We start from the raw sequence: 26,271 nt of genomic DNA on the forward strand, positions 1-26,271 counted from the left end.
CGCGCCCGCTTATTCCTGCGGCGTGGTCTCTTTGAACTTACCGTAGCTCATCAGCTTCTCGTGACGGGCTTCCAGCAGGTCCTTGGTCTTCATGCCGTGGAACTGGCGCAGCGAATCGGCCAGTGCACGCTTGAGCAGCGTGGCCATCTGTTTCGGATCGCGGTGCGCGCCGCCCAGCGGTTCGTTGACGATCTTGTCGATCAGGCCCATGGCTTTCAGACGGTGTGCCGTCAGGCCCAGCGCTTCGGCGGCATCGGCGGCACGTTCCGAGGTCTTCCACAGGATAGAGGCGCAGCCTTCCGGCGAAATCACCGAGTAGGTAGCGTATTGCAGCATCAGCACGGCATCGCCCACGGCGATCGCCAGCGCGCCGCCGGAACCGCCTTCACCGATGATGGTGGCGATCAGCGGCACTTTCAGTTCGGCCATCACGTACAGATTGTGGCCGATGGCTTCCGACTGGCCGCGCTCTTCCGCGTCGATGCCGGGGAATGCGCCCGGGGTATCGACAAAGGTGAAAATGGGAATGCCGAATTTTTCTGCCAGCTTCATCAGGCGCATGGCCTTGCGATAGCCTTCAGGCTTGGGCATGCCGAAGTTGCGCATCGCGCGTTCTTTGGTATCGCGGCCCTTCTGGTGGCCGATGACCATACAGGCCTGACCATTGAAACGGGCCAGACCGCCCACCACGGACAGGTCGTCCGCATAAGTGCGGTCGCCGTGCAGTTCGTGGAAGTCGGTAAAGATTTCGTTCACATAGTCCATGGTGTACGGACGCTGCGGATGGCGCGCAATCTGCGCGACCTGCCAAGGGGTAAGCTTGGCGTAGATATCCTTGGTCAGTTGCTGGCTCTTTTTGGCCAGACGGTCGATCTCCTCAGAGATGTCGACAGCCGAATCGTCCTGAACGAAACGCAGCTCTTCGATTTTGCCATCGAGTTCGGCGATCGGTTGCTCAAAGTTGAGGAAAGTCGTTTTGGTCATTGTACCTCCGTGTTTATGCTCCGCTATGGGGTCTTGCCGACAAGAATGAAATGGTCGGGCAAGGCCTCGCTCAGCGATTAGAGTGTCTATTCTACAGCAAGCGGATCGAGACTACGCCATAAATACCATGTCGCCACCGTGCGCCATGGCTCCCAGTTGGCAGAAACTTCGCGTGCATCGCTGCGCGAAACTGGCTCTCCGGAGAAATAATTCTGGCTGATGCCCTGAATCAGACCGGGATCGTCCAGCGGCAGAACATTCGGCCGCAACAGGTTAAAAATCAAAAACATCTCGGCCGTCCAGCGGCCGATGCCGCGGATCTGGGTCAGCTCCGCGATCACCGCTTCGTCATCCATCTGGTCCCACTGGGCAGTATGGACACGCTTGTTTTTGAAGTGGTCGGCCAGATCAAGGATGTACTCGGTCTTGCGCTTGGACAAACCGCAAGCAGCCACCTGCTCGGCGCCGGCCTTGATAATCTGCGCTGGCGTGCATTTTGGGCTCAGCAGCAAAAGCTTGCCCCAGGCAGCATCGGCCACCTTGGCCGTCACCTGCTGTCCCACAACGGAACGGGCCAGCGTGGTAAACGGGTCGCTATGGCCGACCAGACACAGGTCGCCAAATTGCGGAATCAGCTTTTTCATGATGCGGTCCCGCTTCATGAGCTCGATCTTGGCCTGCTCCCAGTACGGCGGCACCGCCGTGACCGGGCCTGTGCCCCCGTTTTCCTTGGCCGTCACCATTATGCGCGGCGCCAGTTGGTCGTGCCGTCAGGCTTGTCTTCGAGGATGATGCCAGCGGCCAGCAGTTCGGCACGGATCCGGTCGGATTCGGCGAAATTGCGGGCCTTCTTGGCAGCGGCACGCTGGGCAATGGCGTCGGCAATCGCAGTGTCGCCTGCACCACCGGTTTCGCCCACGGCAGCCTGCAAGAAGGCCTGCGGGCTGCGTTGCAGCAGACCCAGCACGCCGGCCAGCGCTTTCAGCTGGGCAGCGACATACGGCGATTTCGTCTTGTTCAGTTCGGTTGCGAGCTCGAACAAGGCCGCCACCGCCAGCGGCGTATTGAAATCATCATCCATGGCTTCGGCGAAGCGGCGGGCCTGCTCGCCCTGCCAGTCCAGCGCCGAACCGTCATCGGCCACGCCGTCCAGCGCCGTGTACAAGCGGGTCAGCGCACCACGGGCGTCATCCAGATGGGCGTCCGAGTAGTTGAGCGGGCTGCGGTAGTGGGCGCGCAGAATGAAGAAGCGCACCACTTCGGCATCGTATTTTTTCAGGACGTCGCGGATGGTGAAGAAATTGCCCAGCGATTTGGACATCTTCTCGTTATCGACGCGCACAAAGCCGTTGTGCACCCAGTAGTTGACGGGGGCGCGGCCAAACGCGCCTTCCGACTGGGCGATCTCGTTTTCATGGTGGGGGAACTGCAGGTCGGCGCCGCCGCCATGGATATCGAAATGTTCGCCCAGCAGCGCCGAGCACATGGCCGAGCACTCGATGTGCCAGCCCGGACGGCCCTTGCCCCACTTGGACTCCCATTTCACTTCTTCCGGCTCGGATTCTTTCGCGGCTTTCCACAGCACGAAGTCGAGCGGATCACGCTTGCCTGTATTCACATCCACCCGTTCGCCCGCGCGCAGATCATCGAGCGATTTGCCGGACAGGCGGCCATAGTTGTGGAAGTTGCGCACGGCGTAATTCACATCGCCATCTTCGCCCTGATAGGCCAGATCCTTGGCTTCCAGTTTTTCGATCAGCGCCAGCATCTGCGGCACATACTGGGTGGCGCGCGGCACCAGCGTAGGCGGCAATATGCCCAGCGCCTGGGTATCTTCATCCATGTACTGGGTGAAACGGGTGGTCAGCTGCGAGATAGTTTCGCCGTTTTCCACGGCGCGTTTGATGATCTTGTCATCGATATCGGTGATGTTACGGGCATAAGTCACCTCGTAGCCGGAGGCCATCAGCCAGCGGTACATCACGTCGAACGCCATCATCATGCGCGCATGGCCGATGTGGCAGTAATCATAGATGGTCATACCGCATACATACATGCGGACTTTGCCAGCTTCTATCGGTACGAAGGTCTGCTTGTCACGCGCTAGCGTGTTGTAAATCTTTAAATTGCTCATCGGCTCTTGCTATGTTCTCTTTATCGGCGCGACCGGCAGGTACACCCGTTTAATCTTTCCACCCTGAAGGAGTAGAATGGGCAAGTATAGCATTGATAAAAACCGCATAGTCCCGATATGCCTTATGATTTTTTGGCAATTCGTTCTACACAACACAGCCTATAACTAGACAAGGAAGTAACAATGCAAGCATCCCAGCCTACCCTGTTCGGCAAACTGATGTCCCTGTTCGCAGGCATGGCCCTGTCCGGCGCCGCTCTGGCAGCCGCGCCGGCCACGCCACAGGTAGAAATCAAGACCACCATGGGCGATATCGTGGTGGAACTGAATGGCGACAAAGCGCCTAAGACCGTGGATAACTTCATCACCTATGTGAAGGCAGGTTTCTATAAAGGCACGATTTTCCACCGCGTCATCGACGGCTTCATGATTCAGGGTGGCGGCTTCGACGAAAAGCTGGTGCAGAAAAAAACCAACAAACCGGTGCCTATCGAGTCGCAGAACGGCTTGACCAATAACACCTACACCATCGCCATGGCCCGTACCGGCGATCCGAACTCGGCCACCTCGCAGTTCTTCATCAACGTGGCCGACAACGACGCTCTCAACTATCCGGGCCGCGACGGCTTCGGCTACACCGTCTTCGGCAAAGTGGTGAAGGGGCAGGAAGTGGTAGATCGCATCAAAGCCGTGCTGGTGGACGACAAGGGCAGCTTCCAGAATATTCCGGTGGTGCCAGTCGTCATCAAGTCGGCCACAATTTTAAAGACGCCTATCGCGCCGAAACAGTAAAATAGCGCCCTCAGCATCATTGTTCACTCAGGATAAACACATGACCAACGTAATCATCACCACCAATCTGGGCAACATCACCGTCGCACTGGACGCAGAAAAAGCCCCTAAAACCGTTGCCAACTTCCTCGCCTACATGGAAGCCGGCCACTACAGCAACACCATCTTCCACCGCGTGATCGACGGCTTCATGATCCAGGGCGGCGGTTTCGAGCCGGGCATGAAGCAGAAGCCTGCCGAAACCACGGTAGAGAACGAAGCCAAGAACGGCCTGAAAAACGAACCTTACACGCTGGCCATGGCCCGTACTTCGGCACCGCACTCGGCTTCGGCACAGTTCTTCATCAACGTGAAGAACAACAGCTTCCTCGACTACCCGGGTCAGGACGGCTGGGGCTACGCCGTGTTCGGCAAAGTGACCGCCGGCACCGAAGTGGTCGACCAGATTAAGAAAGTCAAAACCACCCGCGCCGGCATGTTCGCTGACGTACCAGTGGAAGACATCATCATCGAGAAGATCGAACTGGCGGCCTGATCAGGCCCAGCCTCGTTAGTCGGATTCCGCATGACGACTCACAACACGCGCGCCGGCCAGACCGGCGCGCTGTTTATCTCCGATCTGCATCTGCAGGCCGGTCACCCCGCCACCACGGCGGCGTTTCTCCGTTTTCTGGATCAGCAGGCCCGGCATACGCAACAACTTTACCTGCTCGGCGATCTGTTCGAATACTGGGCCGGTGACGACGACCTGCACGACGAATATCACCAGCAGATTATTGCCGCCCTGCGCGCCGTGAGCGCTGCCGGTGTAGCCATCTACTGGCTAGCCGGCAACCGCGATTTTCTCGTCGGCGCCGAATTTGCCCAGGCCGCCGGTGTAACCCTGCTGGCCGAACCCCATGTCGCCAACATCGCCGGCCAGCGCGTGGTACTGCTGCATGGCGACGCCCAGTGTACCGAGGACACTCAGTACATGGCGTTCCGCGCCATGGTGCGCCAGAGCGCCTGGCAGCAGCAATTCCTCGCCACGCCACTGGCCCAGCGCAAAGCCATCATTGCGGGCATGCGCGAAAGCAGCCGCAAGGATCAGGGCCATAAAAGCTACGAAATCATGGATGTGACGCCGGCTGCGATTGCCGCCGTGTTTGCCGATACGGCCTGCGATGTGATGATCCACGGCCATACCCACCGCCCCGCCCTGCACCAACAGGATGGCAGGCGCCGCTATGTGCTGCCCGACTGGGAACCGGATGCCACGCCGCCACGCGGCGGCTGGATCGCCATCCACCTCGACGGCAGCATCACCCGCCACCGGCTCGATGGCAGCCAGTGGGCGGACTAGTTTTTACTCTCGCAGTCTAAACCAGTCTAATCCGGTCTAGAGCGCGCTAAACAGTACTATTTTTAGCGGGGCAGACTCGCCATGGCTGCCTGCACACGCCGGATCAGCTCCTGATTCATCTCGCGCGTGTGACGGTTCCAGCGCTCCATGGTGCGCTGCAATTCCGCATACAGCTGGCGCGCCTTGTCCCCATCCCCCTGCCCGGCGGCCCAGATGGCATATTCGGCTTGCGCGGCAAAACTGTTGTAGCGCCCCAGCGCGAACTCGAACTCGGCACCCGCCTCGCTGGCACGGCCATCTGCCGCCAGTGCCTGCGCCAGCAGCAGGGCTAGCTGCTCGCCGCGGAAATTCGCATCGCTGGTTCGTATGGTCTGCAGATGGGCCACAGCAGCGCCGGCCTTGCCCGCAGCCAGACAGGCCCGTGCCGCACCGAAGCGGATTTCCAGATCGCCGGCAAACGGCCCTTGCAAACAGGCTTCGTAGCTGGCCGCAGCGTCCGCCGCGGCACCGGCTGCCAGCTGGGCGGCAGCCAGCCGCATCTGATTCTGCGCCGTGGGCGTGTAGTCATAGGCCTCGCGCGCTTCGCGCAGTTCGCGCCCCGGGTCCATCACGCGCGCCGCCACCGCCACCGCTTGCCGCGCACCATGGTGCAACTTCGAGTCCGGCAGATAGATGGCGATGAAATACACCACACTTCCCAGCAAGGGGAACATAAACAAAATCATCAGCCAGTACATCTGCTGGCCGCTACGGATCACATGCACGGCAAAAAACAGTGCAATCAGTACATGCAGTCCAATCCCAAATATCGTCATTACACTTGCTCCCGTCTAGGCGAATCTGCCGCATTGTAGATGGCCTTGGCCCGCCCCACAAGAAAGCTTGCCAATTATTTAATTTCATCCGCCGCAGGTAACGCCACGTTACAAAAAATCAGTGGCGTGCTGAAGCAAAGAGGAATAAATTACTGTAAAGCAATATCGTTGCTCACCCAACCAGCGTGAAGGACGCCGTCATGCCCACACCCACAGCGAATGCTGCCTCGCGTTTTCTTGCGCAGGCGTCCATGGGCGCCACACGCGCCGAAATCTCCCGTGTTCAGAATCAGGGCTATTCCGCGTGGATAGATAGCCAGCTGGCCACTCCCCGCTCCGGCACCCGCTGGGACTGGCTAGTGGAAAAAGGCTATAACAATGCCACCTTCCGCAACTCCGAACAGGGTTTCGATGCCTGCGCATGGCGCAAGCTGATCAGCGCGCCCGACACCCTACGCCAGCGCGTCACGCTGGCCCTGTCGGAAATCTGCGTGGTCGCTATCAGCGGACTGGTGGGCGCGCCATGGCGCGGCTTCTCGGCGGCAGCCTATCTCGATCTGCTGGAGGAGCACGCCTTCGGCAACTACCGCAATCTGCTGGCCGCCATTTCCACCAGCGCGCCCATGGGCCAGTATCTGACGTTCCGCGGCAACGTCAAACAGAACACCACCACCGGCGCCCTGCCCGACGAGAACTACGCGCGCGAAATCATGCAGCTGTTCAGCATCGGCCTGATCCAGCTCAATCTCGATGGCACGCCCAAGCTGGTCAACGGCAATCCGCAGGAGACATACAGCCTGAGCGACATCACCGGCCTTGCCCGCGTCTTCACGGGCTGGGACTTCGACCTCACCGGCACCACCAAAGATACGCCGGACTTTTTGCGCCGCCCCATGCTGCAGGTCGCCAAGCGTCATGAAACGGGCGCTTCCACTTTCCTTGGCAGCACCGTAGCGGCAGGCCTGTCCGGCGCCGATGCCCTCAAGGCCGCGATCGACATCATCTATGCCCACCCCAACGTGGCGCCCTTCATCAGCCGCCAGCTGATCCAGAAACTGGTCACCAGCAATCCGTCGCCAGCCTATGTGGCACGGGTGGCCAGCGTGTTCAACAACGATGGCCGCGGCGTCAAAGGCAATCTGGCGGCCGTGGTCAAGGCCCTGCTGCTCGATCCCGAAGCGCGCAACGAAAGCTCTATCAACGCCAGCTACGGCAAGCTGCGCGAACCGATGCTGCGCATGATAGGCTGGGCCCGCGCCTACAACGTCAACTCGGCCAGCGACGCTTGGGCCATAGGCAATACCAGCGACGCCGCCACGCGGCTGGGCCAGAGCCCGCTGCGTTCGCCATCCGTCTTCAACTTCTACCGCCCCGGCTATGTGCCGCCGAATAGCGCCATCGCCAAGCTGGGGCTGGTGGCACCGGAGTTCCAGCTGACCAATGAATCATCCGTGGTCGGCTACGTCAACTTCATGCAGCGCCTGATCAGCAAAGGCATAGGCGACGTGCTACCCGATTACAGCAGCCTGCTGCCGCTGGCGGCCAATGCACAGAATCTGCTGGCCGAGATCAATCAGGTACTGGCCGCCGGCCAGCTGGGCAGTTCCACGCTGGGCCTGATCCGCGGCGCCCTCGACACCATGCCGGCCAATAGCCAGAACGCCTTGAACAACCGCATCTACGCCGCACTGACCATGGTCATGGCCGCGCCGGAATATCTGATCCAACAATAAGGGGCTGCCATGACGACCGATATCTCCCGCCGCGCCTTCCTGCAACGGGCTTCCGCGCTGGCCATCAGCGGCGTCGCCTCGCCGCTGGCCATCAACCTGGCCGCCATGGCCGAAGCCTCGGCCGCCAACGCCAGCGACTACAAGGCCATCGTCTGCGTGTTCATGTACGGCGGCAATGACTACGCCAACACGCTGGTGCCTTACGATGCCAGCAGCTTTAACAGCTACTACAATCTGCGCTCGAATCTGGCCTACCAGCGCAGCGCGCTGGGCAGCACGGTGCTGAGCACGGCCAGCGCGCCGGTCGACGTCAACGGTGTGGCGCACCAGTATGCGCTGGCGCCCGAACTGGCGCCGCTCATGCCCATCTACAATGGCGGCAAAATGGGCGTACTGCTTAATGTCGGTACGCTGGTCCAGCCGACCACCAAGCAGCAGTTCGCCAACAAGTCGGTGCCGCTGCCATCCAAGCTGTTCTCGCATAACGACCAGCAATCGGAATGGCAGTCGTCCATGCCGGAAGGCGCTTCCACCGGCTGGGGCGGCATGCTGGGCGACCTGTTCGCTTCCGGTAATGGCAATGCCACCTTCACCTGCGTCAATGTATCGGGCAATGCCGTTTTCCTTGCCGGTAAGCAGGCCGTGCAGTATCAGGTCTCGACCAGCGGCTCGGTGCCGTTCGCCGCCCTGCAGAAGCCCCTGTTCGGCTCGGCTTCGTGCAGCAGCGCCCTGCAGACGCTGATGACGCAATCCCAGCCGCACCTGATGCAGTCCGACTACGCCCGCATCACCCAGCGCGCGATTGCCGCCAACGACGTGCTGACCTCGGCGCTGGCCGGCAGCAATGCCATCAATACGCCCTACCCCGCCAGCAACAGCCTGGGCGACCAGCTGAAAATGGTGGCGCGCATGATCGCCGCAGCGCCGGCACTGGGCGCCAAACGTCAGGTGTTCTTTGTTTCGCTGGGCGGTTTCGATACCCACGACGGGCTAGTCACCCAGCATCCGCTACTGATGAAAACGGTGGCCGATGCCGTCGCCGCTTTCTACCAGAGCACGGTGGAACTGGGCGTGGCCAATCAGGTCACCACGTTCACTGCGTCCGACTTCGGCCGTACGCTGAGCGGCAACAACGACGGCTCCGATCACGGCTGGGGCAGCATGCACTTCATGCTGGGCGGCGCCGTCAAAGGCGGCCGCTATTACGGCACTGCGCCGGTAGTAGCGGCAGACGGGCCCGACGATGTCGGTCAGGGCCGGCTGCTGCCCACCACTTCCATCGCCCAGTACGCCGCCACGCTGGGCAGCTGGATGGGGGTCTCCAACAGCGATCTGCTGGCCATGCTGCCGTCGCTGGCCAACTTCAACGCCGGCAGCCGCAATCTGGGCTTCCTCTGATGCCTACAAACGGGCGCCGCAGCCAGCCTGCGGCGCTACGTTTGCGGCAAACGAACTTACCGCGGGAACTTACCGCAAGAACTTACTGCGGCACTTTCCGCGGGCCTTACTGCGGCTGTACGTGCACCACTAGCGCGCCCGGACGGGTGCTGATGCCCGTCAGCGCAAACTGCACGCCGCCGTAACGCAATTCGTCCGGCTTGAGCGTGTACACCGGCACGTCGCGCAGCGACGATTCGGCCAGCAGATTGGCCACGCTGGCCACCTGATTCTGCTTGCCCTCATCCATGCCGCGCATGGCCATACGGTCCACATGGGCATCGCTCAGATAGATGGTGTTGCGCATCGTATCGACTTTCAGCCGGCCCGACAGCTGCATGCTGCCCTGCCAGTTCTGCCGCGCCAGCAAGGGCCGCACTTGCACATCGAGCGACAGCGAAACGCGGTCGTTCTCGGCCATGATGGCCAACTGCGGATGGCTCAATTCCAGTTCGAATATACCCAGCACGCGCTCGTGCAGCGGGAATTTACGCTCCAGATTCTGCTGCAGTTTCACCTGCGGCAGCTCGACCTGACGTGGTCCGACCAGCGTGGCGCAGGCGGCCAGCGCAGCACCGCAGACCAGCACAGCTGTCCAGCGGGAAAAACGGGAAATGGTGCTCATACTAGATTCCGCTTGATCAATGATGCCACCATTATGCCAGCGCCGCCCGAAATTCCCATCGATGGAAAACTTTACTTGCAAATTCAAAAACTAGTGTTATAGTTAACTACAACACCACTCCATCAACACACAGCAAGGGGACTACATGTATGTCTGCGATAGGCTGGAATGACAATGCGCCGATTTACCGGCAACTCAAGGAGCGGGTTGTGGGCATGATGCTCGACGGCGTGCTCAGGCCGGGCGACGCCCTGCCCTCCGTGCGGCAGATCGCCGCCGAATATCAACTCAATCCGATTACGGTTTCACGCGCCTACCAGGAGCTGGTGGACGAAACGCTGGTCGAAAAAAGAAGGGGACTAGGTATGTATGTGACTGAAGGCGCCCGCGACAAATTGCTGGCCTCGGAACGTGAACGCTTCCTGCGCGAAGACTGGCCTGCCATGCTCGAACGCATACGCCGGCTGGGCCTCGATGCCGCCACCCTGCTGCAGCAGCCCGCAACGGGAGCGGCATCATGAGCGCCGTCATCAGCGCACGCGGCCTGCGCAAGCAGTATGGCAAGCGCACTGCCATCGACAACCTCACGTTCAGCATCGAAGCGGGCCGCATCGTCGGCCTGATCGGCCCCAACGGCTCGGGCAAGACCACCACCCTCAAAGCCATCCTCGGCCTGACCCGCTTCGACGGCGAACTGTCGGTGCTGGGCATGGACCCGCGCCAGCAGCGCGACGCGCTGATGAACGAGGTCTGCTTCATCGCCGACGTGGCCATCCTGCCCAAATGGCTGAAAGTAAAGCAGGCGCTCGATTTTGTTGCCGGCGTGCACCCGCGTTTCGACCGCAGCAAGGCCGAAAAATATCTGGCCCAGACCAAGCTCGATCCGGAGATGAAGGTCAAAGCCATGTCCAAGGGCATGGTGGTGCAGCTGCATCTGGCGCTGGTAATGGCCATCGATGCCCGCCTGCTGGTGCTGGACGAACCCACGCTGGGCCTCGATATCCTGTACCGCAAGCAGTTCTACCAGCACCTGCTGGAAGACTACTTCGACGAAAACAAGACCATCCTGATCACCACCCACCAGATCGAGGAAGTGGAACACATCCTCAGCGATCTGATGTTCATCCGCGACGGCCAGATCGTGCTATCGGCCTCGATGGACGAAGTGGCCGAACGCTACACCGAAGTCATGGTGGAGGCGGCCAGTCTGGCTGCGGCGCAGGCCCTGCAACCGCTGCACCAGCGCGCCGTATTCGGCAAGACCATCATGCTGTTCGATAGCGTGCCGCGCGAGCAGCTAGCCAATCTGGGCGAACTGCGTACACCGGCACTGGCCGATCTGTTCGTCGCCACCATGAAAGGAAGCTACGCATGAACACCATGAAATGGCTCATCAAGCGCGAAATGTGGGAACACAAAGGCATGCTGCTGTGGACGCCCGTCGTCGTGGCCAGTCTGGTCGCGATACTGGCCATCACCTCCATCTTCCTCGGCAAGAACGCCAGCTTCGCCGAAGCACAGCAGGCCTTCAGCATCGGCACCATCACCATCGAGGGCAAGGCCCGCATGGCGATGGTAGACGCCATCGCACACAGCTACATCATGGCCGCTGCGCCGGTGCTGGCCCTGCTAAGCCTGCTGGTGTTCTTTTACTGCCTGGGCGCCCTGCACGACGAACGGCGCGACCGCAGCCTGCTGTTCTGGAAATCGCTGCCGGTATCGGATGCAGCCACGGTAGCCTCCAAAGCCATCCTGGCGCTGGCGATAGCACCGCTGATTACCATGGCGGTAGCGCTAGTGCTGGCACTGGTAATACTGATGGCAGGCAGTGTGCTGCTGCTCATCCACGGCACCAACCTGTTCGGCGGACTGCTACTTAACCCCAACCTGTATCTGTCGCCGCTGCGCCTGCTCTCACTGCTCCCCGTCTACATTATCTGGGCACTGCCTACCGTAGGCTGGCTGCTGATGGTATCGAGCATGGCACGCTCCAAGGTGTTCCTGTGGGCGGTCGGTACGCCTGTCATCGCCTCCTTGCTACTGATGTGGGCCGACCGTATCCTCCAGCTAGGTCTGGACGGTGGCTGGTTCACTTCCCACATCACCAACCGCATCCTGCTCGGCGTCGTACCCGGCAGCTGGATGGGCTTCGAAATGGACAACGTCATGCAGCATGTACGCACCGAACATCTGGCGCCGTTCGAATCCATCTACTACGCCTCCTGGCATACGCTGACCAGCCCATCGGCATGGATAGGCGCTGCCGCCGGTCTGGCCATGCTGGCCATCGCCGTGCGCATGCGCCAGCGCCGCGAGGAAGTCTAAACCGGCACGGATGCCGGCCCATGCCGGCATCCCTCCCGCCACGGCAGCTGGCGCAAGCTCCAATCACGCAACAGAATTTGCAGGAAAGTTCTTCTAAGCAAGCCATTCTTGTTAGAATGATCGCAACATCGTTCTTATAGCAAGAAAACCGTATGCGGCTTCCCGTCCTGATTGCTGCCTGTCTGGTTCTGCTCCAGCTACCGGCACGTGCCGAGCTGGTGCGCGCCTGTGCCGATCAGGCCGAGATGCCACCGTTTGTCTACGCTGAACGCGTCGCCGGCCAAAAAAGTAATCGCATCACCGGCGCCAGCGTGGATCTGCTGCGCCGTATCGGCGAGCGCAATGGCTGGCAGATCGAAGTCCAGCTGCTGCCATGGGCGCGCTGCGTCGCGCAGGTGGCCAACCAGCAGATCCAGATCGCGCTCAATATCAGCGCCAGCGATGGCGTCTCGAATGCGCTGCAAACCAGCGACGCCTACTTCACGCTGCACAATGTGTACTACACTTCGCGCCGCGCCCGCCCGGCCGGCATCAGGCTGGCGAAGTTGTCCGATCTGCAGAATTACCACGTGTGCGGCATGGGCGGTTATCGCTTCGAGGCTTACGGCATCAGCACCGCCAGCGTCGACCGCGGCACCACCATAGGCTATGAACAGCTGATCAACAAGCTGCATCTGGGCCGCTGCGATCTGTTCATCTCCAACCGCGAAACCATGGCTGGGCAGTATCTGATCAATCCGAAATTGCGCGGCATGTTGGTTGATGGCACACTGGTGCAACAGGCCTTGCCCGGCGTGCCCAATCAGGAACTGTATTTCGGCGTGGCCGCCGACAGCCCGCAGGCAGCCGATCTGCTGCATAAGCTCAATACGGGACTGGAACGGCTGGAAAAAAATCGCACTTTCGAGACCATGCTGGAGCGCTATCTACAATGACTGCCTACTCTGCCCGTCTGACCACGCTGGCTTTGCTGCTACCGCTGGCCGCCGATAGTCTGGCCGACAGCGACCAGCCCTCGGCCAGCACCAGCGCCGCCGCCCCCGCCGCTCTGGCGCTGAACGGCTTCGGCACACTGGGCTTTGCCCGTTCGAACGAGAACGGCGCCGATTTCGTCTTCGATAATCTGCAGCCCAAAGGCGCGGGGCGCAGCCATGAGTGGGCCAATGATGTGGATAGCCGCCTGGGCCTGCAGCTCACTGCCAACCTCAACACCAGTCTGTCCGCCGTGCTGCAGATCGTCAGCGAATACCGCTGGGACGGCACCTACACGCCCATGGTCAACTGGGCCAACCTGCGCTATGCCATCACCCCTGCGCTCAGCGTACGGGTGGGCCGCATTGCGCTCGATAGCTTCATGGCTTCCGATTCGCGCAAGATCGGCTACAGCAATATCACGGCACGCCCGCCCACCGAAGTTTACCGCTTGCTGGTGCTGCGCGATGCCGATGCCATCGACGCCACCTACCGCTACAGCGACCGCGACTTCGTCAACACCGTCAGCGTGCTGTATGGTCAACGCACGGTTACCAACACCCGCTCCGTCAACGTCCATTCGACCGATGTGGCGGGCGTGTTCGAGCGCTTCGAACAGGGGCCGCTCACGCTGCACGCCGCCTACCAGCAGCGCCGCGTGGATAACCAGAATCCGCCACTGGGTAAATTCATGTCGCTAGGCGCAGCATGGGATCCGGGGCCATGGTTTGCTTCGGCCGAGTGGGTCAAGGCCATCAATTTCAATGCCGCCAACCTCAAGATTATCCGCGCCGCGTGGTATCTGAACGGCGGCGTGCGGCTCGGCGATTTTTCGCCCTATGTCACGCTGTCGGAATTGAAGCCGATATCCGAAACGGGACAGGCGCCGGTAGGCCAGCATACCTACGCGGCCGGGGTGCGCTGGGATGTGCGCCGCAATGTCGACGTCAAATTCCAGTGGGACCACATCCGCCTCAACGACCATTCCTTCGGCACCCTGCAGAACATCGCGCCGGGTACCAGACCGGGCGGCAAGGTCAACGTGGTCAGCCTGCTGACCGACTTTGTGTTCTAGGGGGCCGCGATGAAAGCCCTGCCTACCTTGCTCGCCTGCCTGACCCTGCCACTGCTAATGGCCTTGCCTGTGCAGGCCGAAATCATCGTCATCGTCTCGGCCAGAAATCCGGTCCGCACGCTCAGTAACGAACAGGCAGTTGACCTATTCCTCGGCAAGAGCAATGACTTCCCCAATGGCAGCAAGGCCGTGCCGCTGGATCAGGCCGAAGGGGCCGGCATACGCGACAGTTTCTACCGCAAGACCACCGGCAAAGGACCGGCCCAGATGAACGCCCACTGGGCGCGCATGCTATTTACCGGCAGGGCACAGCCGCCGGTGGCAGTGGGGGATAGTGAAGCGGTCAAGAAGCTGGTGGCCAGCGATGCCAGCCTGATAGGCTATATCGACCGCGATGCGCTGGACAGCAGCGTACGCGCCGTGCTGTCCATCCATTGAAGAGATTATTCGAACTGGCGGCGGAACTCGGCAAACTGCGCACTCAGTTCCTCGAACTGCTGGCGTAGCTGCGCCACTTCCTGCTCCAGCGCCGCCACGCGGCTGCCCTGCCCGCCCGTGCTGACCGAGCCACCGAGGCTGGCCGCCGTTTCTTCCCGCGCCAGCGCTGCTTCGCCGCTCAGCAGATGCCCATAGCGCGGTTCCTTGGTCCCGGGCGCCAGCGGCAAGCGCGCTACCAGCGGCGGGTATTTATCGATCAGGAATTGCAGCGCCTGCTCAACATCGGCCACGCTCTTGAATTCATGCAGACGCCCGCTGCGGTTGCGGATCTCGCCCGCTGTCTGCAAACCGCGCAGCATCAGCATGGCCAGCACAGCCAGCTTGTCCTGCTCCAGCGACCATTTGATGCGCATGCGGTGCTCGTATTTGGTCACGCGTGCACCGGCCTGGGTAATGCCGTTGACGTACTTGGCCTGCATCAGCCGCTGCAGCACTTCCGCCACCATGTCTTCCGACAGCGACATTACCGGATCACGGCTGGACAGCTGGTTACAGCCATTCACCAGCGCATTGAGCGACAGCGGATAGTTATCCGGCGTGAGCGCTTCTTTTTCGGCCAGCACGGCCAGCACACGGATTTCGTAGGGGTCCAGCAGTTCTACCCCGTCAGGCGACAGTTCCATCCCTACTCCCTTATTCCACCAGCTTGTTGAGTTGATCAGAATTCAATTTATCACATTCGGCCAGCCCCTGACAGTGCAAGCCCCCGGCCTTCAGCGTCGCCAGTATGCGCTCGATCTGCTGCTCCTGCGTCACCGCGTGATTGATCAGGCCATGCAGCGCCTTGCTGAGCGGATCGTCGCCGTTCGGCGTAACGCCGTATGCGCTGAACAGCTGGGCCGTGGAACTCAGATAGCCTTCCTTCTGCACGATATGGGCCGGATTGCCTACCGCAGTGGCACCGGCAGGCACCGGCTTGAGCAGCACCGCGTTCGAGCCCACTTTGGCATATTCGCCCACCGTAAAAGCGCCCAGCACCTGCGCACCGGCGCCCACGATCACGCCGCGCTCCAGCGTCGGATGGCGTTTGGCGCCCGTATGCAGCGAGGTGCCGCCCAGCGTTACGCCCTGATAGATGGTGCAGTCGTCGCCGACGATGGCAGTCTCACCGATCACCACGCCGAAACCGTGGTCGATGAACACGCGCTGACCGATCTGCGCACCGGGGTGGATTTCAATGCCGGTGATAATGCGGGCGATATACGAAATGAAACGGCCCAGCCACTTCATGCCGTGGTGCCAGCACCAGTAGGCCCAGCGGTGCATGACGATGGCATGCAGGCCCGGATAACAGGTCAGCACCTCCCAGCCGTTACGGGCAGCGGGATCGCGTTCGATGATGCTGTTAATGTCTTGGCGCAAACGATGGAACATAGGAAAAACCGGAAAAACCACTGAAGCGACGATGGTAGCGTATTCAGTGCAAGGTTGCTGGACAGGCTGAAAAGCGGGGAGGACGCAGCGGGGAGGCACGGCGGCCGCCCCACGGGAGCGCCGCCGCAGACAGAACGGGAAGTTTAAGCTTCCTGTGCCATACGCTGACGGCGCGCTTCGTACAGACAGACGCCGGAGGCAACGGACACGTTGAGACTTTCGACCGAACCGAACATCGGGATATTCACCAGCACATCGCAGGTTTCGCGGGTCAGGCGGCGCATGCCCTCGCCTTCCGAACCCATTACCAGCGCGCACGGGCCGGTGAAGTCGGCTTCGTACAGGCCTTTGTCGCCATCGTCGGACGTACCGATCAGCCAGATGCCCCGCTCTTTCAGTTCGCGCAGGGTACGGGCCAGATTGGTCACGGTAATGTAAGGCACGGTTTCGGCAGCGCCGCTGGCCACTTTGGCAGCGGTGGCGTTCAGGCCCACCGCGCGGTCCTTAGGCACGATCACTGCGTGTGCACCCACACCGTCGGCCACGCGCAGGCAGGCGCCCAGATTGTGCGGATCGGTGATCCCGTCCAGCACCAGCAGCAGCGGCGGGCCATCGATGGCATCGAGCAGCTCGTCGAGGTTACGCGCCAGCGACAGCTGCGAGGCAAACGCGATCACGCCCTGGTGGCGGCGGGTGCCGACGATCTTATCGAGGCGCGAGGAGTCCACCGGCATCACACGCACGCCGGCAGCCTTGGCATTGGCCACCAGATCCTGCATGCGGCGGTCGGTACGGCCCGCATCGATAAAAATCTCTTCCACGGACGATGCCTCGTGACGCAAACGCGAGGTCACAGCGTGGAAACCAAAAATCATTTTATTCTTCATTGTTTATCGCTTCTTCTTACTTTTTGAGGCAGCTTTGGCTGCCCGGGGTGCTGCCGCAGCACTCGCTCCGGCATGTGTTTTATGGCCACTCTTGGCCTTGCTCTTGGCGGCCGGTTTCGCCGCAGCCTTGCTGGCCGCCTTGAGCACGATCTTCGGACCGGGACGTGCAGCAGGCACACCAGGGCCGGGACGGATATTGGTCTTGTCGGCCTTGGACGGCGCTACCGGCTTTTCCGCTGGCGCATCGAGACCGGCTAGGCGCAGATCGATCTTGCGGCTCTCCAGATCCACCCGCACCACCTGCACCTGCACGCGGTCGGTCAGCTGGAAGGTCTTGCCGGTACGCTCGCCGCGCAATTCGTGGCGCGCATCGTCGTACTGGAAGAAATCGGCGCCCAGGTCGGTCACGTGCACCATGCCTTCGACGAACAGCTGATCGAGCTGGACGAAGATGCCGAAGCTGGTCACGCCGGTAATCAGGCCCGTGTATTCCTCACCCAGCTTGTCCTGCATGAAGTAGCACTTGAGCCATGCTTCCACATCGCGCGAGGCTTCGTCGGCGCGGCGTTCGTTGGCCGAGCAGTGCACGCCCAGCGCATCCCACACCGTCAGGTCGCCGGCTTTCTTTTCCTTGCCTTCGGCCTTGTCCTTGGCCTGCTGCTTGCGGGTGGCATTCGACACGCTGGTGTTGAGCACACTGGTATCGGCCACTTTCGGCTCGTACTTCTTGCCCTGCAAAATAGCCTTGATGGCGCGGTGGGTCAGCAAGTCCGGATAACGGCGGATCGGGCTGGTGAAGTGCGCATAGGCTTCATACGCCAGACCGAAGTGGCCGATGTTATCGGGGCTGTACACCGCCTGCTGCATGGAGCGCAGCAGCATGGTCTGCAGCAGCGACGCATCGGGACGCTCTTTCACCTGACGCATCAGCTCCGCGTAATCGCCTGCTGTCGGCTTGTCGCCGCCGTTCAGGTTCAGGCCTACCTGCTTGAGGAAGGTGCGGACCTGCTTGAGCTTCTCCACCGTCGGGCTGGCGTGGATACGGTAAGTACCCGGATGCTTGTGGCGGATCAGCAGATCGGCCGCGCAGACGTTCGCCGTCAGCATGCACTCTTCGATCAGCTTGTGCGCATCGTTGCGGGTACGGGGAATGATCTTCTCGATCTTGCCGGACGGGTTGCAGACGATGTAGGTCTCGGTGGTCTCGAAATCGATCGCGCCGCGCTCCGTGCGGGCTTTCAGCAGCGCGTGGTACACCTCGTACAGGTTGAGCAGGTGCGGCACGATCTGCGGACGGCGCGCTGCTTCCGGTCCTTTGGTGTTGCCGAGGATTTCCGCCACTTCCGTGTAGGTCAGACGGGCCGCCGAGTGGATCACGGCCGGATAGAACTGGTAAGCCTTGATCTCGCCTTTGGCCGTTACCACGGCATCGCACACCAGCGTCAGCCGGTCGACTGCAGGGTTCAGCGAGCACAGACCGTTGGACAGTTTTTCCGGCAGCATAGGGATCACGCGGCGCGGGAAATACACCGAGGTACTGCGCTGCAGTGCGTCGGCATCGAGCGCATCGTTCGGTTTGACGTAGTGGCTCACGTCGGCAATCGCCACGATCAGACGGTAGGCCTTGCTGCGGCCGACTTTGATCGGTTCGCAGTACACGGCATCGTCGAAGTCGCGCGCATCTTCGCCATCGATGGTCACCAGCGGCACATCGCGCAGATCGACGCGCTCGCCCCAGTCGGATTCCTTCACCACGTCGGGCAGCTTGTTGGCTTGCTTGAGCGCGGCGTCGGAGAAAATGTGCGGCACGCCGAACTTGCGCACGGCGATTTCGATTTCCATGCCGGGATCATCGAGCGAACCCAGTACTTCAACGATCCTGCCCACTGGCTGCTTGAAGCGCATCGGCTGTTCGGTCAGCTCCACGCTGACCACCTGCCCGGCCTTGGCCTTGCCGACAGCACCTTCCACTAGCACGTCATGGGCGATGCGCTGGTCTTCCGGCGCGACTTTCCATATGCCGTTCTCGTTGAGCAGGCGACCGATGATGTGGGTATTGGCGCGCTGCACCACCTCGACGATGGTGCCTTCCTTGCGGCCACGGCGATCCGTGCCGACCACGCGGGCCAGCACACGGTCGCCGTGCAGCACTTTCTGCATTTCCTTATCGGGCAGGAACAGGTCCTCGCCGGGCTCGTCGGGAATGACAAAGCCGAAGCCATCCTTGTGGCTGCTGACACGGCCGGCGATAAAACCCGTTTCCGTGACCAGCGCAAAGCGGCCCTTCTCATCGAGATCGAGCTGGCCATCGCGCTGCATGGCATTCAGGCGGCGTGACAGCACGGACTGCGCGTCGGTGGCGACTTTGAGCGCCTTGGCAACGGCGCGCAGATCGAGCGGGCCTTGTGCGCTGCGGAAAATGCCGAGGATATCCTCCCGGCTAGGAATGGTGTGGGTAGTTTGATTCAAAAGTATTTCTATGGTTATATTGACAGTATTCAGAGGGAATCCGGCCTGGCAAAATCATCTGCTGCATATATATGCTGCGACGACAGCCGTAGTGTACTTGGAAACGCCCTGAAAGACTAATTTGCCCCCGGCTCCGGCCGGAGGTACCAAAAGATTTTTTGCGCGAGCCTTTGACAAGCGAAAAATTTCCTCTATAATCTTGGTCTCTTGCAGCGACAACGTTGAAAAACAGCGTTCAAGCAGGAACTGCTAGACAGGGTTGATGTGCAGTAAGGAACGAAAGTTCATCTGGCGCGATACTCTCCCCGTCGTTATAATAGCAGAGTTGTTAAGCAGTATCAGTGCCCACGTGGCGGAATTGGTAGACGCGCATGGTTCAGGTCCATGTGCCGCGAGGTGTGGGGGTTCGAGTCCCTCCGTGGGCACCACAGAATTCCGCAGAAAAGCCTTCATGAGCGCAAGCGATTGAAGGCTTTTTTCATTTCCGCATCGCCCGCGCCCATGCAGTGCCGAGGCGCCGCCCTATTTCCATCACCTGTCCCCAGGCGCACTTCTGCACTGGAATCCCGTTAGCCTTCTATATTACCAACTAGTCAAACCCACCTGACCTCGCCCAGCATCCGCCAGCGTGAAGATTCGCGCATTTTCAAGCAGGCAAGAATGCTATTCTGTCTAGACTGGCCGAGTTCGGCTAAAAGGCGACACTAGGAAATGATGTGCTGGAATAAATTGAACCTGCGCAGGTTTGTCCAACGGCACTTCTATCGAAGATGTTATGTCACTGAATCTTGCTCTGATTGATCGCTGGCTCACCGGTCGTAGCCTTGCCCGGGGCTTGTCGCTGCCCCTTCGTCACGCCGGCGGACTGTGCGTCGAGGTTGGCGATGCCACTGAGTTGCGTCGCCATATCTTCCTCAACGCGGGAGCGGCACTGCAAGCGTGCGCAGCGCAAACCCATGTTCCTCTGGTCCTGCTGAAGGCGGCGGTCTCGCCGGAGCAAATGCGCGCTGCGCTGCCGGGACATTGGAATATCGACAACGGGGCCTTTCTCATGTATGGCCCGGAGAGCGTAACTGCTAAGTTGGCATTGCCTCCGGACTATCGTATCTCGCTCGATGCCGAATATGGTGGCTATATTGCACGCGTTATTCACGTCAGCGAGGGCCTGGCGGCCTCAGGACGCATTGCGCTACATGGGCGCTGCGCTGTGTTTGATCAAGTTGTGACTGAGCAGACCCATCGTCGTCTCGGCTTGGGCCGTGCCGTGATGCTGACCCTGGAAGCTATTGCCGAAAAAGCTGGCGTGACGGAGCGGCTTCTGGTAGCAACGCAAGCCGGCCGGCCACTTTATGAGCATCTGGGCTGGCGTGTGCTGGCGCCGTGGTCCACGGCAATGCTGTGATTGCTTTTGCATCGCAAAGTTTTTTATTGTTGTGCCTCATATTCAAGGGAAAACTTTATGCAGTTTTACTTAATAAAAGGATACGATGATGAGACAGATACGCGTAGTTTTTCTCCCCTTCTTTGCCCTCCTTTCGCCATTCGTTTTAGCTCAGGCGAAGGAACAAAAAGCTGCGACGGTCTTTATTCAGGGCTATGCAGAAACTGAAGCATGCGCACCAATTCGCCCTGAAAACGCAGCGCAGAACACAAAACCTCGGACGGTAAAGTTTGCCTTCCTGGTGGATGAGGAAGGCAAGGTTCAGCAAGCGAAACTTACGAAATCTAGCGGGGATAAACTTCTGGATAAAGCTACGCTTGATGCATGGGCAAACTGTGTATTCCACCCCGCGTCACAGGATGGTCACACGCGAATTTCTTGGGTAATGCTGAGTTACAAATGGACACCCGCGCTTCAATAATGCGAGGCACAGGATTCCCTGACAGAAGTCGGCCACTTGCAGACTGAGGTGAGCGCGTTTTTAACGGTATGAAAGGGCACATGAGAAATCAGCTAGACGTGGATTGGACCAAGATTCCTACCCCCAGCGACGACGGTGCAGCCGGACACTTGACCGGCATGGCGCTGCCAGCTATCGGCCTGCGCGCCAGCGATGGAAGTTTGATCGACCTGTCATCGCTGACCGGCGTGACGGTCCTGTATGTCTATCCGCGCACGGGACGACCGGACCAGCCGCTTCTCGATGGCTGGGACATGATACCCGGCGCGCGTGGATGTACGCCGCAGTCCTGCGCTTTTCGCGATCATTTCAGCGAATTGCAGCAAGCGGGAGCGCAGCATCTGTTTGGGCTGTCCAGCCAGGATACAGATTACCAGCGGGAGGCGGCAGAACGGCTACACCTGCCTTTTGTTTTGCTATCTGATGCGCAATTCTTGTTGGCGGATTCGCTGCAATTGCCGAAGTTCGAGGCCAGTGGCTTGCGGCTGTTGAAACGCCTGACCATGATTGCCTGCGATGGCGTCGTCGTCAAAGTGTTCTACCCGGTGTTCCCGCCGGACCGCGATGCGGAGCATGTATTGGCCTGGTTGCGCGCGCAGCGTGACGGGGGCAGTAGATAAGCTACTTGCTGGCTACTTCTGCGCAAGGAGCCGACACTGATCTTGCAGCGCTCTTGCTTGAAGAACGACGGCTACCAATCCGAGTGTCAGTCTGCTGCCGGCCCAGACCGTGTAAAAATGTAAAACCGTGTAAACGAAACCTGCCCTGTAAACGTTGAACCAGTATCTCATGACCACGGGTGTCAAATGAAGCGCTTTATCGAAGGCGAGAATCGTGAACAAGGCACGCTTCTCCCTGAGCATCTGGACGATTATGTGGGCGCCGATAATCCGGTCCGTGTAGTCGATGTTTTTGTCGATGAGCTCGACCTGAGCAGCCTCGGGTTCGCACGTGTTCAGCCGGCAAAGACGGGGCGGCCGGCGTACCATCCAGCAGTGCTGCTAAAGCTTTACATCTACGGCTAGCTGATGCGAAGCTGACGCGATCAATGTCGCGCAAGGCATGCTCGCCCGACAATGCAGCTTGCGAAGGTTTCTTTGGTAGGCTGAAGACGGAGATGTTCTATCCAGTGGACTGGCGGTCGACGACGATCGAACAGTTCGTGGCGGTACTCGATAAATACATTCGCTGGTACAACGAAAAGCGCATCAAGAGCTCTCTTGGCTATCTGAGCCCGATCGAGTATCGTGAAAGCTTGGGGTTAACGACGTAAACCAGTCCAAGAAAAGGTCCGCATCCCCACCTTACCCCGTAATTTGCATCAGAATCTGACCCACGTTTAGACCACAATCCTACTTATGATGATGAGTAGGGGATTGGAGTGATCGACGTGGCACTACTTGGAATTATTAGACGCTGGCACATTCGTGACCAGATCCCCTTGAGAGAAATCGCCAGGCGATTGGGCATCTCCCGCAACACCGTCCGACGCTACCTGCGCGCGGAGATGACTGAGCCTTCCTATGCAGATCGGCGAACGCCGAGTGCGATCGACAAGTATGCGTTCCAACTATCGGGGATGCTAAAGGACGAAGCAGCAAAGTCTCGCAAGCAACGACGTACGTTAAAGCAGATCCACGAGGACCTAAAGCAGCTGGGTTTTGAAGGGTCTTACGACAGGGTCGCAGCGTTTGCGAGGGTGTGGCGGGCGGGTCAAACTGAGCGGGTCAATTCGGCAAGCAAACGAACATAATACGAGCATCCTCGCCCAAGGGAACCACGATAGAATTAGTTCTCGCAATAGCAATTTTTTCCGCTAGGTTATCGAATTCAGCATCCTTGATATTTACGTTGAGAGCATGATATGGGTCCGCGGCATGCGCCATTTCATGGAGTAAATTCGACGCCAGAGATTCATAATTAACAATATTGCCGTTTGCATCGAGAACTTCAATAGCAGTATCTGGATCCCAGCTAATCGTGACGTGCCCATTGTCTTCTTGTTCGGCTTGGTTGATCCCGTTATGGTTAATTACCAGATCAGCATGCTGTACACCACGACTGTGAATTAACTCTAGCCCCTGTGCATTTTGACTCGCATAGTTTAACGCGCTCTCCAATTTTTTCAGATCAGCACCGCTAGCATTTGATATGTTATTAAATATTCCTGTTATTGGCATTTTTTCTCAAGATTCTTTAAATTTATTTAAATTGCTGAACAATTTTTTGATGCATTTTTGTTAATTTGCTCTATTCGTTTCTCTTTTAAAAGAGACCGAATTTTCTCAATAACGTTGCCGTTCAAGTGGATTGGTTCTGAATTCCAATTTGCGTCAATATATGTTTGGTTTGAGTATTTCTGGCTAAATGTTACTGAGACATCTTTTCTGTTTTGAAAATGAAATACCAATTTATTTCGCGTTTCGAATTTCTCTTTCATATCCACTGAACTTTGTGGATAATCGCGTGCATCCGATATTAACTTTAATAATGTCGACGAAGTCGCTAGGTCTTCAATGATGTAAGTGCAGCCTATCTGCTGCAATATCGCTTCATTGATATGAACACCAAAAGAAAGGCCGTTTGGGATAAAGAAAACCTCTACCGCAACTGGCGCATCTGAAGCGCCCGTCCGTTCCTGCTCCGTGGCACTACACCATGGAGCAAAGGAAAACGCGGCGAGCATTAAAGTAATGATTTTTTTCATAATTAGCATTGATTATAAAATATGGAATTTTAATTATATGATATTGCAATGAAGGAGGTGAGGCAATCATTCCGTAGCTGAATGTAAAGTTGCCGTAGGAGATCCAAATATATAGCTGGACTTCGATGTTATTCGTGAGTTTCTGTCCCTAAGGGCTTTGATCGCTTCCGTTATAGCGTTGGCATAACGCGCTTTCGATCGGCCACCCCGCCCATTGGTGGAATACTTTCGAAAGCGCAAGATAGCAGTTTGCCACAAGGGAAAACTCATACACTTTCACATCTTGGTGGGCGTCGCAATGGTAGAGCGCGTCCGAAGAATGGTATTGACCGCATGGGGTGCGCCGACACGCAAAATGTTATGCCCTATAGAACTGTTTAACAGAAACTCGAACACGTTTTCCATATCTCAAGAGCATACCCGGACATCAATCGAGGGGGAGCGGATTGCCAGTATCTTCGACTGAAACTGATATGCCCGAATGTCTGTTTTGGAGCGAAAACAGCCGCTGGCCTGATACGAACTGCCTAGGCCCCACGCTCTTCAACCTTGCCATATTAAGCCCGCACCTAAACACCCAGACGCATCCTCGCTACGCCAGGCACCAACATTCCACGCGCCGCACCTAGCTGAACATTCCCCTGCGACGATCAATTCAACGGAAATGAAATAATTTCACAAAAGCAGCGATCTACCCTTGACGACGCCTCTTCCCTTCTTTAATATGCAGGCCTCTGTTGCAGAACACGCAGCAGAAAGTAGAAAGTAGCAGTACAGTGCCCACGTGGCGGAATTGGTAGACGCGCATGGTTCAGGTCCATGTGCCGCGAGGTGTGGGGGTTCGAGTCCCTCCGTGGGCACCACAGAATTCCGCAGAAAAGCCTTCATGAGCGCAAGCGAATGAAGGCTTTTTTCATTTCAAGCCTATGCCCTACCATGCACATGGGGTTGGGTACGAAGCCGCATAGCGAAATCTGAAATAATTTCACAAAAGCATGGAATTACCCTTGACGGGGTCGGAAGTCTTCTTTAATATGCAGGCCTCTGATGCAGAACACGCAGCAGAAAGTAGCAAGTAGCAGTACAGTGCCCACGTGGCGGAATTGGTAGACGCGCATGGTTCAGGTCCATGTGCCGCGAGGTGTGGGGGTTCGAGTCCCTCCGTGGGCACCACAGAATTCCGCAGAAAAGCCTTCTTCAGTGCATAGCGCGATCTTGAGCGCGTTATGACTGAAGAAGGCTTTTTGCATTCCGGCGCCACCCTGTCGAACAGCGCCAGCCCTGCTCCGGTGTTAGCCCAGCGCAGCCTGCACGGCCTGCGTCAGAGTTATGGTCGGACGGCCCAGCAGGCGGCCCAGCACCCCACCCTTGTCATCCAGCGCGCCATGCGCAGCCTGCGCATCCGAATCGGCCACCAGTTCGGCCAGCGCCGGCGGCAGGCCCACATTCAGCAACAGATCCAGATATGCCTGTTGCGGCATATTTGCATACGGAATCTGCTTGCCGCTCTGGCGGGAAACTTCGGCAGCCAGCTCGGCCAGCGAGAACGACTGGTCGCCCGCCAGCTCGTAGATGGCCTGCGGTGTGCTTTCGCTAGCGAGCACGATGGCAGCAGCTTCGGCGTAATCGGCGCGGGCAGCGGCGGCAATCCGGCCCCCGCCTGCAGCACCGGCCAGCGCACCGTGCGCAAGCGCTGCACCCAGACTGCCCGTGTAGTTCTCCACGTACCAGCCATTGCGCAGCAGCGTGTATGGCAGGCCCGATGCCAGGATGGCCGCTTCGGTTGCGCGGTGTTCGGCCGCCAGTCCCAGCGAAGAGGTGTCGGCATGCAGCACGCTGGTATAGGCCAGCAGCCCGACTCTGCCCCGGGCTGCCGCATCGATCACATTGCGGTGCTGCGCCACGCGCTGGCCCAGATCATTCGATGAAATCAGCAATACCTTGCTGGCACCGGCCAGCGCGCGATCCAGCGAGGCAGGATCGGTGTAGTCGGCCTGACGCACCTGCACGCCCTGCGCCGCCAGATCGGCCACCTTGCTTACATCGCGCACCGCGGCGACGATCTGTGCCGCCGGCACACGCTTGAGCAATTGCTGTATCACCAGACGGCCCAGCTGGCCACTTGCGGCTGTAACGATAATCATGATGTTTTTCCTTTGTATGAGTTCACGGGGAACATTCCGCGCGAATGCATCCATCAT

The 26,271-nt window shown here is 59.0% G+C and carries 26 protein-coding genes, 3 tRNA genes and 3 pseudogenes; 20 read left to right on the forward strand and 12 right to left on the reverse strand.

Annotation, left to right across the window (positions count from 1 at the left end; all coding sequences use genetic code 11):
- Window positions 1–9: 9 nt before the first annotated feature.
- The 3 genes from GTP27_RS01395 to cysS all read right to left on the reverse strand — a co-directional run bounded on the left by GTP27_RS01395 (window position 10) and on the right by cysS (window position 3,118).
- Window positions 10–984, reverse strand: a complete 975-nt coding sequence (locus GTP27_RS01395) for an acetyl-CoA carboxylase carboxyltransferase subunit alpha (protein WP_155433718.1) — start codon at window positions 982–984, stop codon at window positions 10–12.
- Window positions 985–1,070: 86 nt separating this feature from the next.
- Window positions 1,071–1,727 carry a DNA-3-methyladenine glycosylase family protein gene (locus tag GTP27_RS01400; protein WP_161037400.1) on the reverse strand — a complete coding sequence of 219 codons (657 nt, stop codon included), beginning with the start codon at window positions 1,725–1,727 and terminating at the stop codon, window positions 1,071–1,073.
- Window positions 1,727–3,118: a cysteine--tRNA ligase gene (gene cysS, locus GTP27_RS01405; protein ID WP_161037401.1), complete on the reverse strand. Its 1,392-nt coding sequence runs from the start codon at window positions 3,116–3,118 to the stop codon at window positions 1,727–1,729. The genes GTP27_RS01400 and cysS overlap by 1 nt, the downstream gene beginning before the upstream one ends.
- A gap of 183 nt (window positions 3,119–3,301) precedes the next feature.
- Here cysS and GTP27_RS01410 point away from each other — a divergent pair, with 183 nt between their 5' ends.
- Genes GTP27_RS01410 through GTP27_RS01420 form a run of 3 tightly spaced genes read left to right on the forward strand, consistent with a single transcriptional unit; the run spans window position 3,302 to window position 5,252 of the window.
- Window positions 3,302–3,910, forward strand: a complete 609-nt coding sequence (locus GTP27_RS01410) for a peptidylprolyl isomerase (RefSeq protein WP_161037402.1) — start codon at window positions 3,302–3,304, stop codon at window positions 3,908–3,910.
- A gap of 40 nt (window positions 3,911–3,950) precedes the next feature.
- The gene (locus tag GTP27_RS01415) at window positions 3,951–4,445 is read left to right on the forward strand and encodes a peptidylprolyl isomerase (protein ID WP_161037403.1); all 495 of its coding nucleotides are present in this window, start codon (window positions 3,951–3,953) and stop codon (window positions 4,443–4,445) included.
- 30 nt (window positions 4,446–4,475) lie between these two features.
- A complete protein-coding gene (locus GTP27_RS01420; protein WP_161037404.1) occupies window positions 4,476–5,252 on the forward strand; it encodes a UDP-2,3-diacylglucosamine diphosphatase in 777 nt (258 codons plus the stop codon).
- 62 nt (window positions 5,253–5,314) lie between these two features.
- Here the strand turns inward: GTP27_RS01420 and GTP27_RS01425 are convergent, their stop codons facing one another.
- Window positions 5,315–6,067, reverse strand: a complete 753-nt coding sequence (locus tag GTP27_RS01425; protein WP_161037405.1) for a hypothetical protein — start codon at window positions 6,065–6,067, stop codon at window positions 5,315–5,317.
- Between the two features lie 200 nt (window positions 6,068–6,267).
- Here GTP27_RS01425 and GTP27_RS01430 point away from each other — a divergent pair, with 200 nt between their 5' ends.
- Both GTP27_RS01430 and GTP27_RS01435 read left to right on the forward strand, forming a co-directional pair.
- Window positions 6,268–7,800 carry a DUF1800 domain-containing protein gene (locus tag GTP27_RS01430; protein ID WP_161037406.1) on the forward strand — a complete coding sequence of 511 codons (1,533 nt, stop codon included), beginning with the start codon at window positions 6,268–6,270 and terminating at the stop codon, window positions 7,798–7,800.
- A gap of 9 nt (window positions 7,801–7,809) precedes the next feature.
- Window positions 7,810–9,198 carry a DUF1501 domain-containing protein gene (locus GTP27_RS01435; protein WP_161037407.1) on the forward strand — a complete coding sequence of 463 codons (1,389 nt, stop codon included), beginning with the start codon at window positions 7,810–7,812 and terminating at the stop codon, window positions 9,196–9,198.
- A gap of 106 nt (window positions 9,199–9,304) precedes the next feature.
- On the opposite strand, the gene GTP27_RS01440 is transcribed toward GTP27_RS01435, so the two are convergent.
- Complete coding sequence (locus tag GTP27_RS01440) at window positions 9,305–9,862, reverse strand: DUF1439 domain-containing protein (protein ID WP_161037408.1); 558 nt, start codon at window positions 9,860–9,862, stop codon at window positions 9,305–9,307.
- Window positions 9,863–10,011: 149 nt separating this feature from the next.
- On the opposite strand from GTP27_RS01440, the gene GTP27_RS01445 reads away from it, so the two are divergent.
- The 6 genes from GTP27_RS01445 to GTP27_RS01470 all read left to right on the forward strand — a co-directional run bounded on the left by GTP27_RS01445 (window position 10,012) and on the right by GTP27_RS01470 (window position 14,672).
- Window positions 10,012–10,383, forward strand: coding sequence for a GntR family transcriptional regulator (locus GTP27_RS01445; RefSeq protein WP_161037409.1), 372 nt, complete (start codon window positions 10,012–10,014; stop codon window positions 10,381–10,383).
- Window positions 10,380–11,237, forward strand: a complete 858-nt coding sequence (locus GTP27_RS01450; RefSeq protein WP_161037410.1) for an ABC transporter ATP-binding protein — start codon at window positions 10,380–10,382, stop codon at window positions 11,235–11,237. The genes GTP27_RS01445 and GTP27_RS01450 overlap by 4 nt, the downstream gene beginning before the upstream one ends.
- Window positions 11,234–12,187, forward strand: a complete 954-nt coding sequence (locus GTP27_RS01455; RefSeq protein WP_161037411.1) for a hypothetical protein — start codon at window positions 11,234–11,236, stop codon at window positions 12,185–12,187. The genes GTP27_RS01450 and GTP27_RS01455 overlap by 4 nt, the downstream gene beginning before the upstream one ends.
- 152 nt (window positions 12,188–12,339) lie before the next feature.
- Entirely contained in the window at window positions 12,340–13,122 is a 783-nt protein-coding gene (locus GTP27_RS01460; RefSeq protein ID WP_161037412.1) for a substrate-binding periplasmic protein, read from the forward strand.
- Window positions 13,119–14,234: a hypothetical protein gene (locus tag GTP27_RS01465; protein WP_161037413.1), complete on the forward strand. Its 1,116-nt coding sequence runs from the start codon at window positions 13,119–13,121 to the stop codon at window positions 14,232–14,234. Before GTP27_RS01460 ends, GTP27_RS01465 begins: the two co-directional genes overlap by 4 nt.
- Window positions 14,235–14,243: 9 nt before the next feature.
- Complete coding sequence (locus GTP27_RS01470) at window positions 14,244–14,672, forward strand: type 2 periplasmic-binding domain-containing protein (RefSeq protein WP_161037414.1); 429 nt, start codon at window positions 14,244–14,246, stop codon at window positions 14,670–14,672.
- Between the two features lie 5 nt (window positions 14,673–14,677).
- On the opposite strand, the gene GTP27_RS01475 is transcribed toward GTP27_RS01470, so the two are convergent.
- From GTP27_RS01475 to rnr, 4 genes are all read right to left on the reverse strand, one after another.
- Window positions 14,678–15,355 carry a YceH family protein gene (locus tag GTP27_RS01475; RefSeq protein WP_161037415.1) on the reverse strand — a complete coding sequence of 226 codons (678 nt, stop codon included), beginning with the start codon at window positions 15,353–15,355 and terminating at the stop codon, window positions 14,678–14,680.
- A 10-nt stretch (window positions 15,356–15,365) separates the two neighbouring features.
- A complete protein-coding gene (cysE, locus tag GTP27_RS01480) occupies window positions 15,366–16,106 on the reverse strand; it encodes a serine O-acetyltransferase (RefSeq protein WP_161037416.1) in 741 nt (246 codons plus the stop codon).
- 143 nt (window positions 16,107–16,249) lie between these two features.
- A complete protein-coding gene (gene rlmB, locus GTP27_RS01485; RefSeq protein ID WP_161037417.1) occupies window positions 16,250–16,993 on the reverse strand; it encodes a 23S rRNA (guanosine(2251)-2'-O)-methyltransferase RlmB in 744 nt (247 codons plus the stop codon).
- A gap of 3 nt (window positions 16,994–16,996) precedes the next feature.
- A complete protein-coding gene (gene rnr / locus GTP27_RS01490; protein WP_161037418.1) occupies window positions 16,997–19,462 on the reverse strand; it encodes a ribonuclease R in 2,466 nt (821 codons plus the stop codon).
- Window positions 19,463–19,805: 343 nt separating this feature from the next.
- Here rnr and GTP27_RS01495 point away from each other — a divergent pair.
- The 7 genes and pseudogenes from GTP27_RS01495 to GTP27_RS01525 form a co-directional block, all read left to right on the forward strand.
- A tRNA-Leu gene (locus GTP27_RS01495) sits at window positions 19,806–19,890 on the forward strand.
- A 347-nt stretch (window positions 19,891–20,237) separates the two neighbouring features.
- Window positions 20,238–20,864, forward strand: a complete 627-nt coding sequence (locus GTP27_RS01500; protein ID WP_161037419.1) for a GNAT family N-acetyltransferase — start codon at window positions 20,238–20,240, stop codon at window positions 20,862–20,864.
- 85 nt (window positions 20,865–20,949) lie between these two features.
- Window positions 20,950–21,324: an energy transducer TonB gene (locus tag GTP27_RS01505; protein ID WP_161037420.1), complete on the forward strand. Its 375-nt coding sequence runs from the start codon at window positions 20,950–20,952 to the stop codon at window positions 21,322–21,324.
- A gap of 80 nt (window positions 21,325–21,404) precedes the next feature.
- Window positions 21,405–21,983, forward strand: a complete 579-nt coding sequence (locus GTP27_RS01510; protein ID WP_161037421.1) for a peroxiredoxin — start codon at window positions 21,405–21,407, stop codon at window positions 21,981–21,983.
- Window positions 21,984–22,169: 186 nt separating this feature from the next.
- Window positions 22,170–22,385 (forward strand): annotated as a pseudogene (locus tag GTP27_RS01515) (transposase); the annotation flags it as partial.
- A pseudogene (locus GTP27_RS01520) lies at window positions 22,382–22,636 on the forward strand (transposase); the annotation flags it as partial. The pseudogenes GTP27_RS01515 and GTP27_RS01520, both read left to right, overlap by 4 nt.
- Before the next feature lie 108 nt (window positions 22,637–22,744).
- Window positions 22,745–23,071 (forward strand): annotated as a pseudogene (locus GTP27_RS01525) (helix-turn-helix domain-containing protein); the annotation flags it as partial.
- A 19-nt stretch (window positions 23,072–23,090) separates the two neighbouring features.
- On the opposite strand, the gene GTP27_RS01530 reads toward GTP27_RS01525, so the two are convergent.
- Together GTP27_RS01530 and GTP27_RS01535 are read right to left on the reverse strand one after the other, a co-directional pair.
- Complete coding sequence (locus GTP27_RS01530; protein WP_161037422.1) at window positions 23,091–23,543, reverse strand: type III secretion system effector protein; 453 nt, start codon at window positions 23,541–23,543, stop codon at window positions 23,091–23,093.
- 26 nt (window positions 23,544–23,569) lie between these two features.
- Window positions 23,570–24,070, reverse strand: coding sequence for a hypothetical protein (locus tag GTP27_RS01535; RefSeq protein ID WP_161037423.1), 501 nt, complete (start codon window positions 24,068–24,070; stop codon window positions 23,570–23,572).
- Between the two features lie 778 nt (window positions 24,071–24,848).
- Here GTP27_RS01535 and GTP27_RS01540 point away from each other — a divergent pair.
- Window positions 24,849–24,933, forward strand: a tRNA-Leu gene (locus tag GTP27_RS01540).
- 225 nt (window positions 24,934–25,158) lie between these two features.
- Window positions 25,159–25,243: transfer RNA gene (locus tag GTP27_RS01545), tRNA-Leu, on the forward strand.
- A gap of 119 nt (window positions 25,244–25,362) precedes the next feature.
- Here the strand turns inward: GTP27_RS01545 and GTP27_RS01550 are convergent.
- Complete coding sequence (locus tag GTP27_RS01550; RefSeq protein WP_161037424.1) at window positions 25,363–26,214, reverse strand: NAD(P)H-binding protein; 852 nt, start codon at window positions 26,212–26,214, stop codon at window positions 25,363–25,365.
- Window positions 26,215–26,271: the final 57 nt, after the last annotated feature.

The organism is Duganella qianjiadongensis, from assembly GCF_009857915.1.
Classification (GTDB): Bacteria; Pseudomonadota; Gammaproteobacteria; order Burkholderiales; family Burkholderiaceae_D; genus Rugamonas; species Rugamonas qianjiadongensis.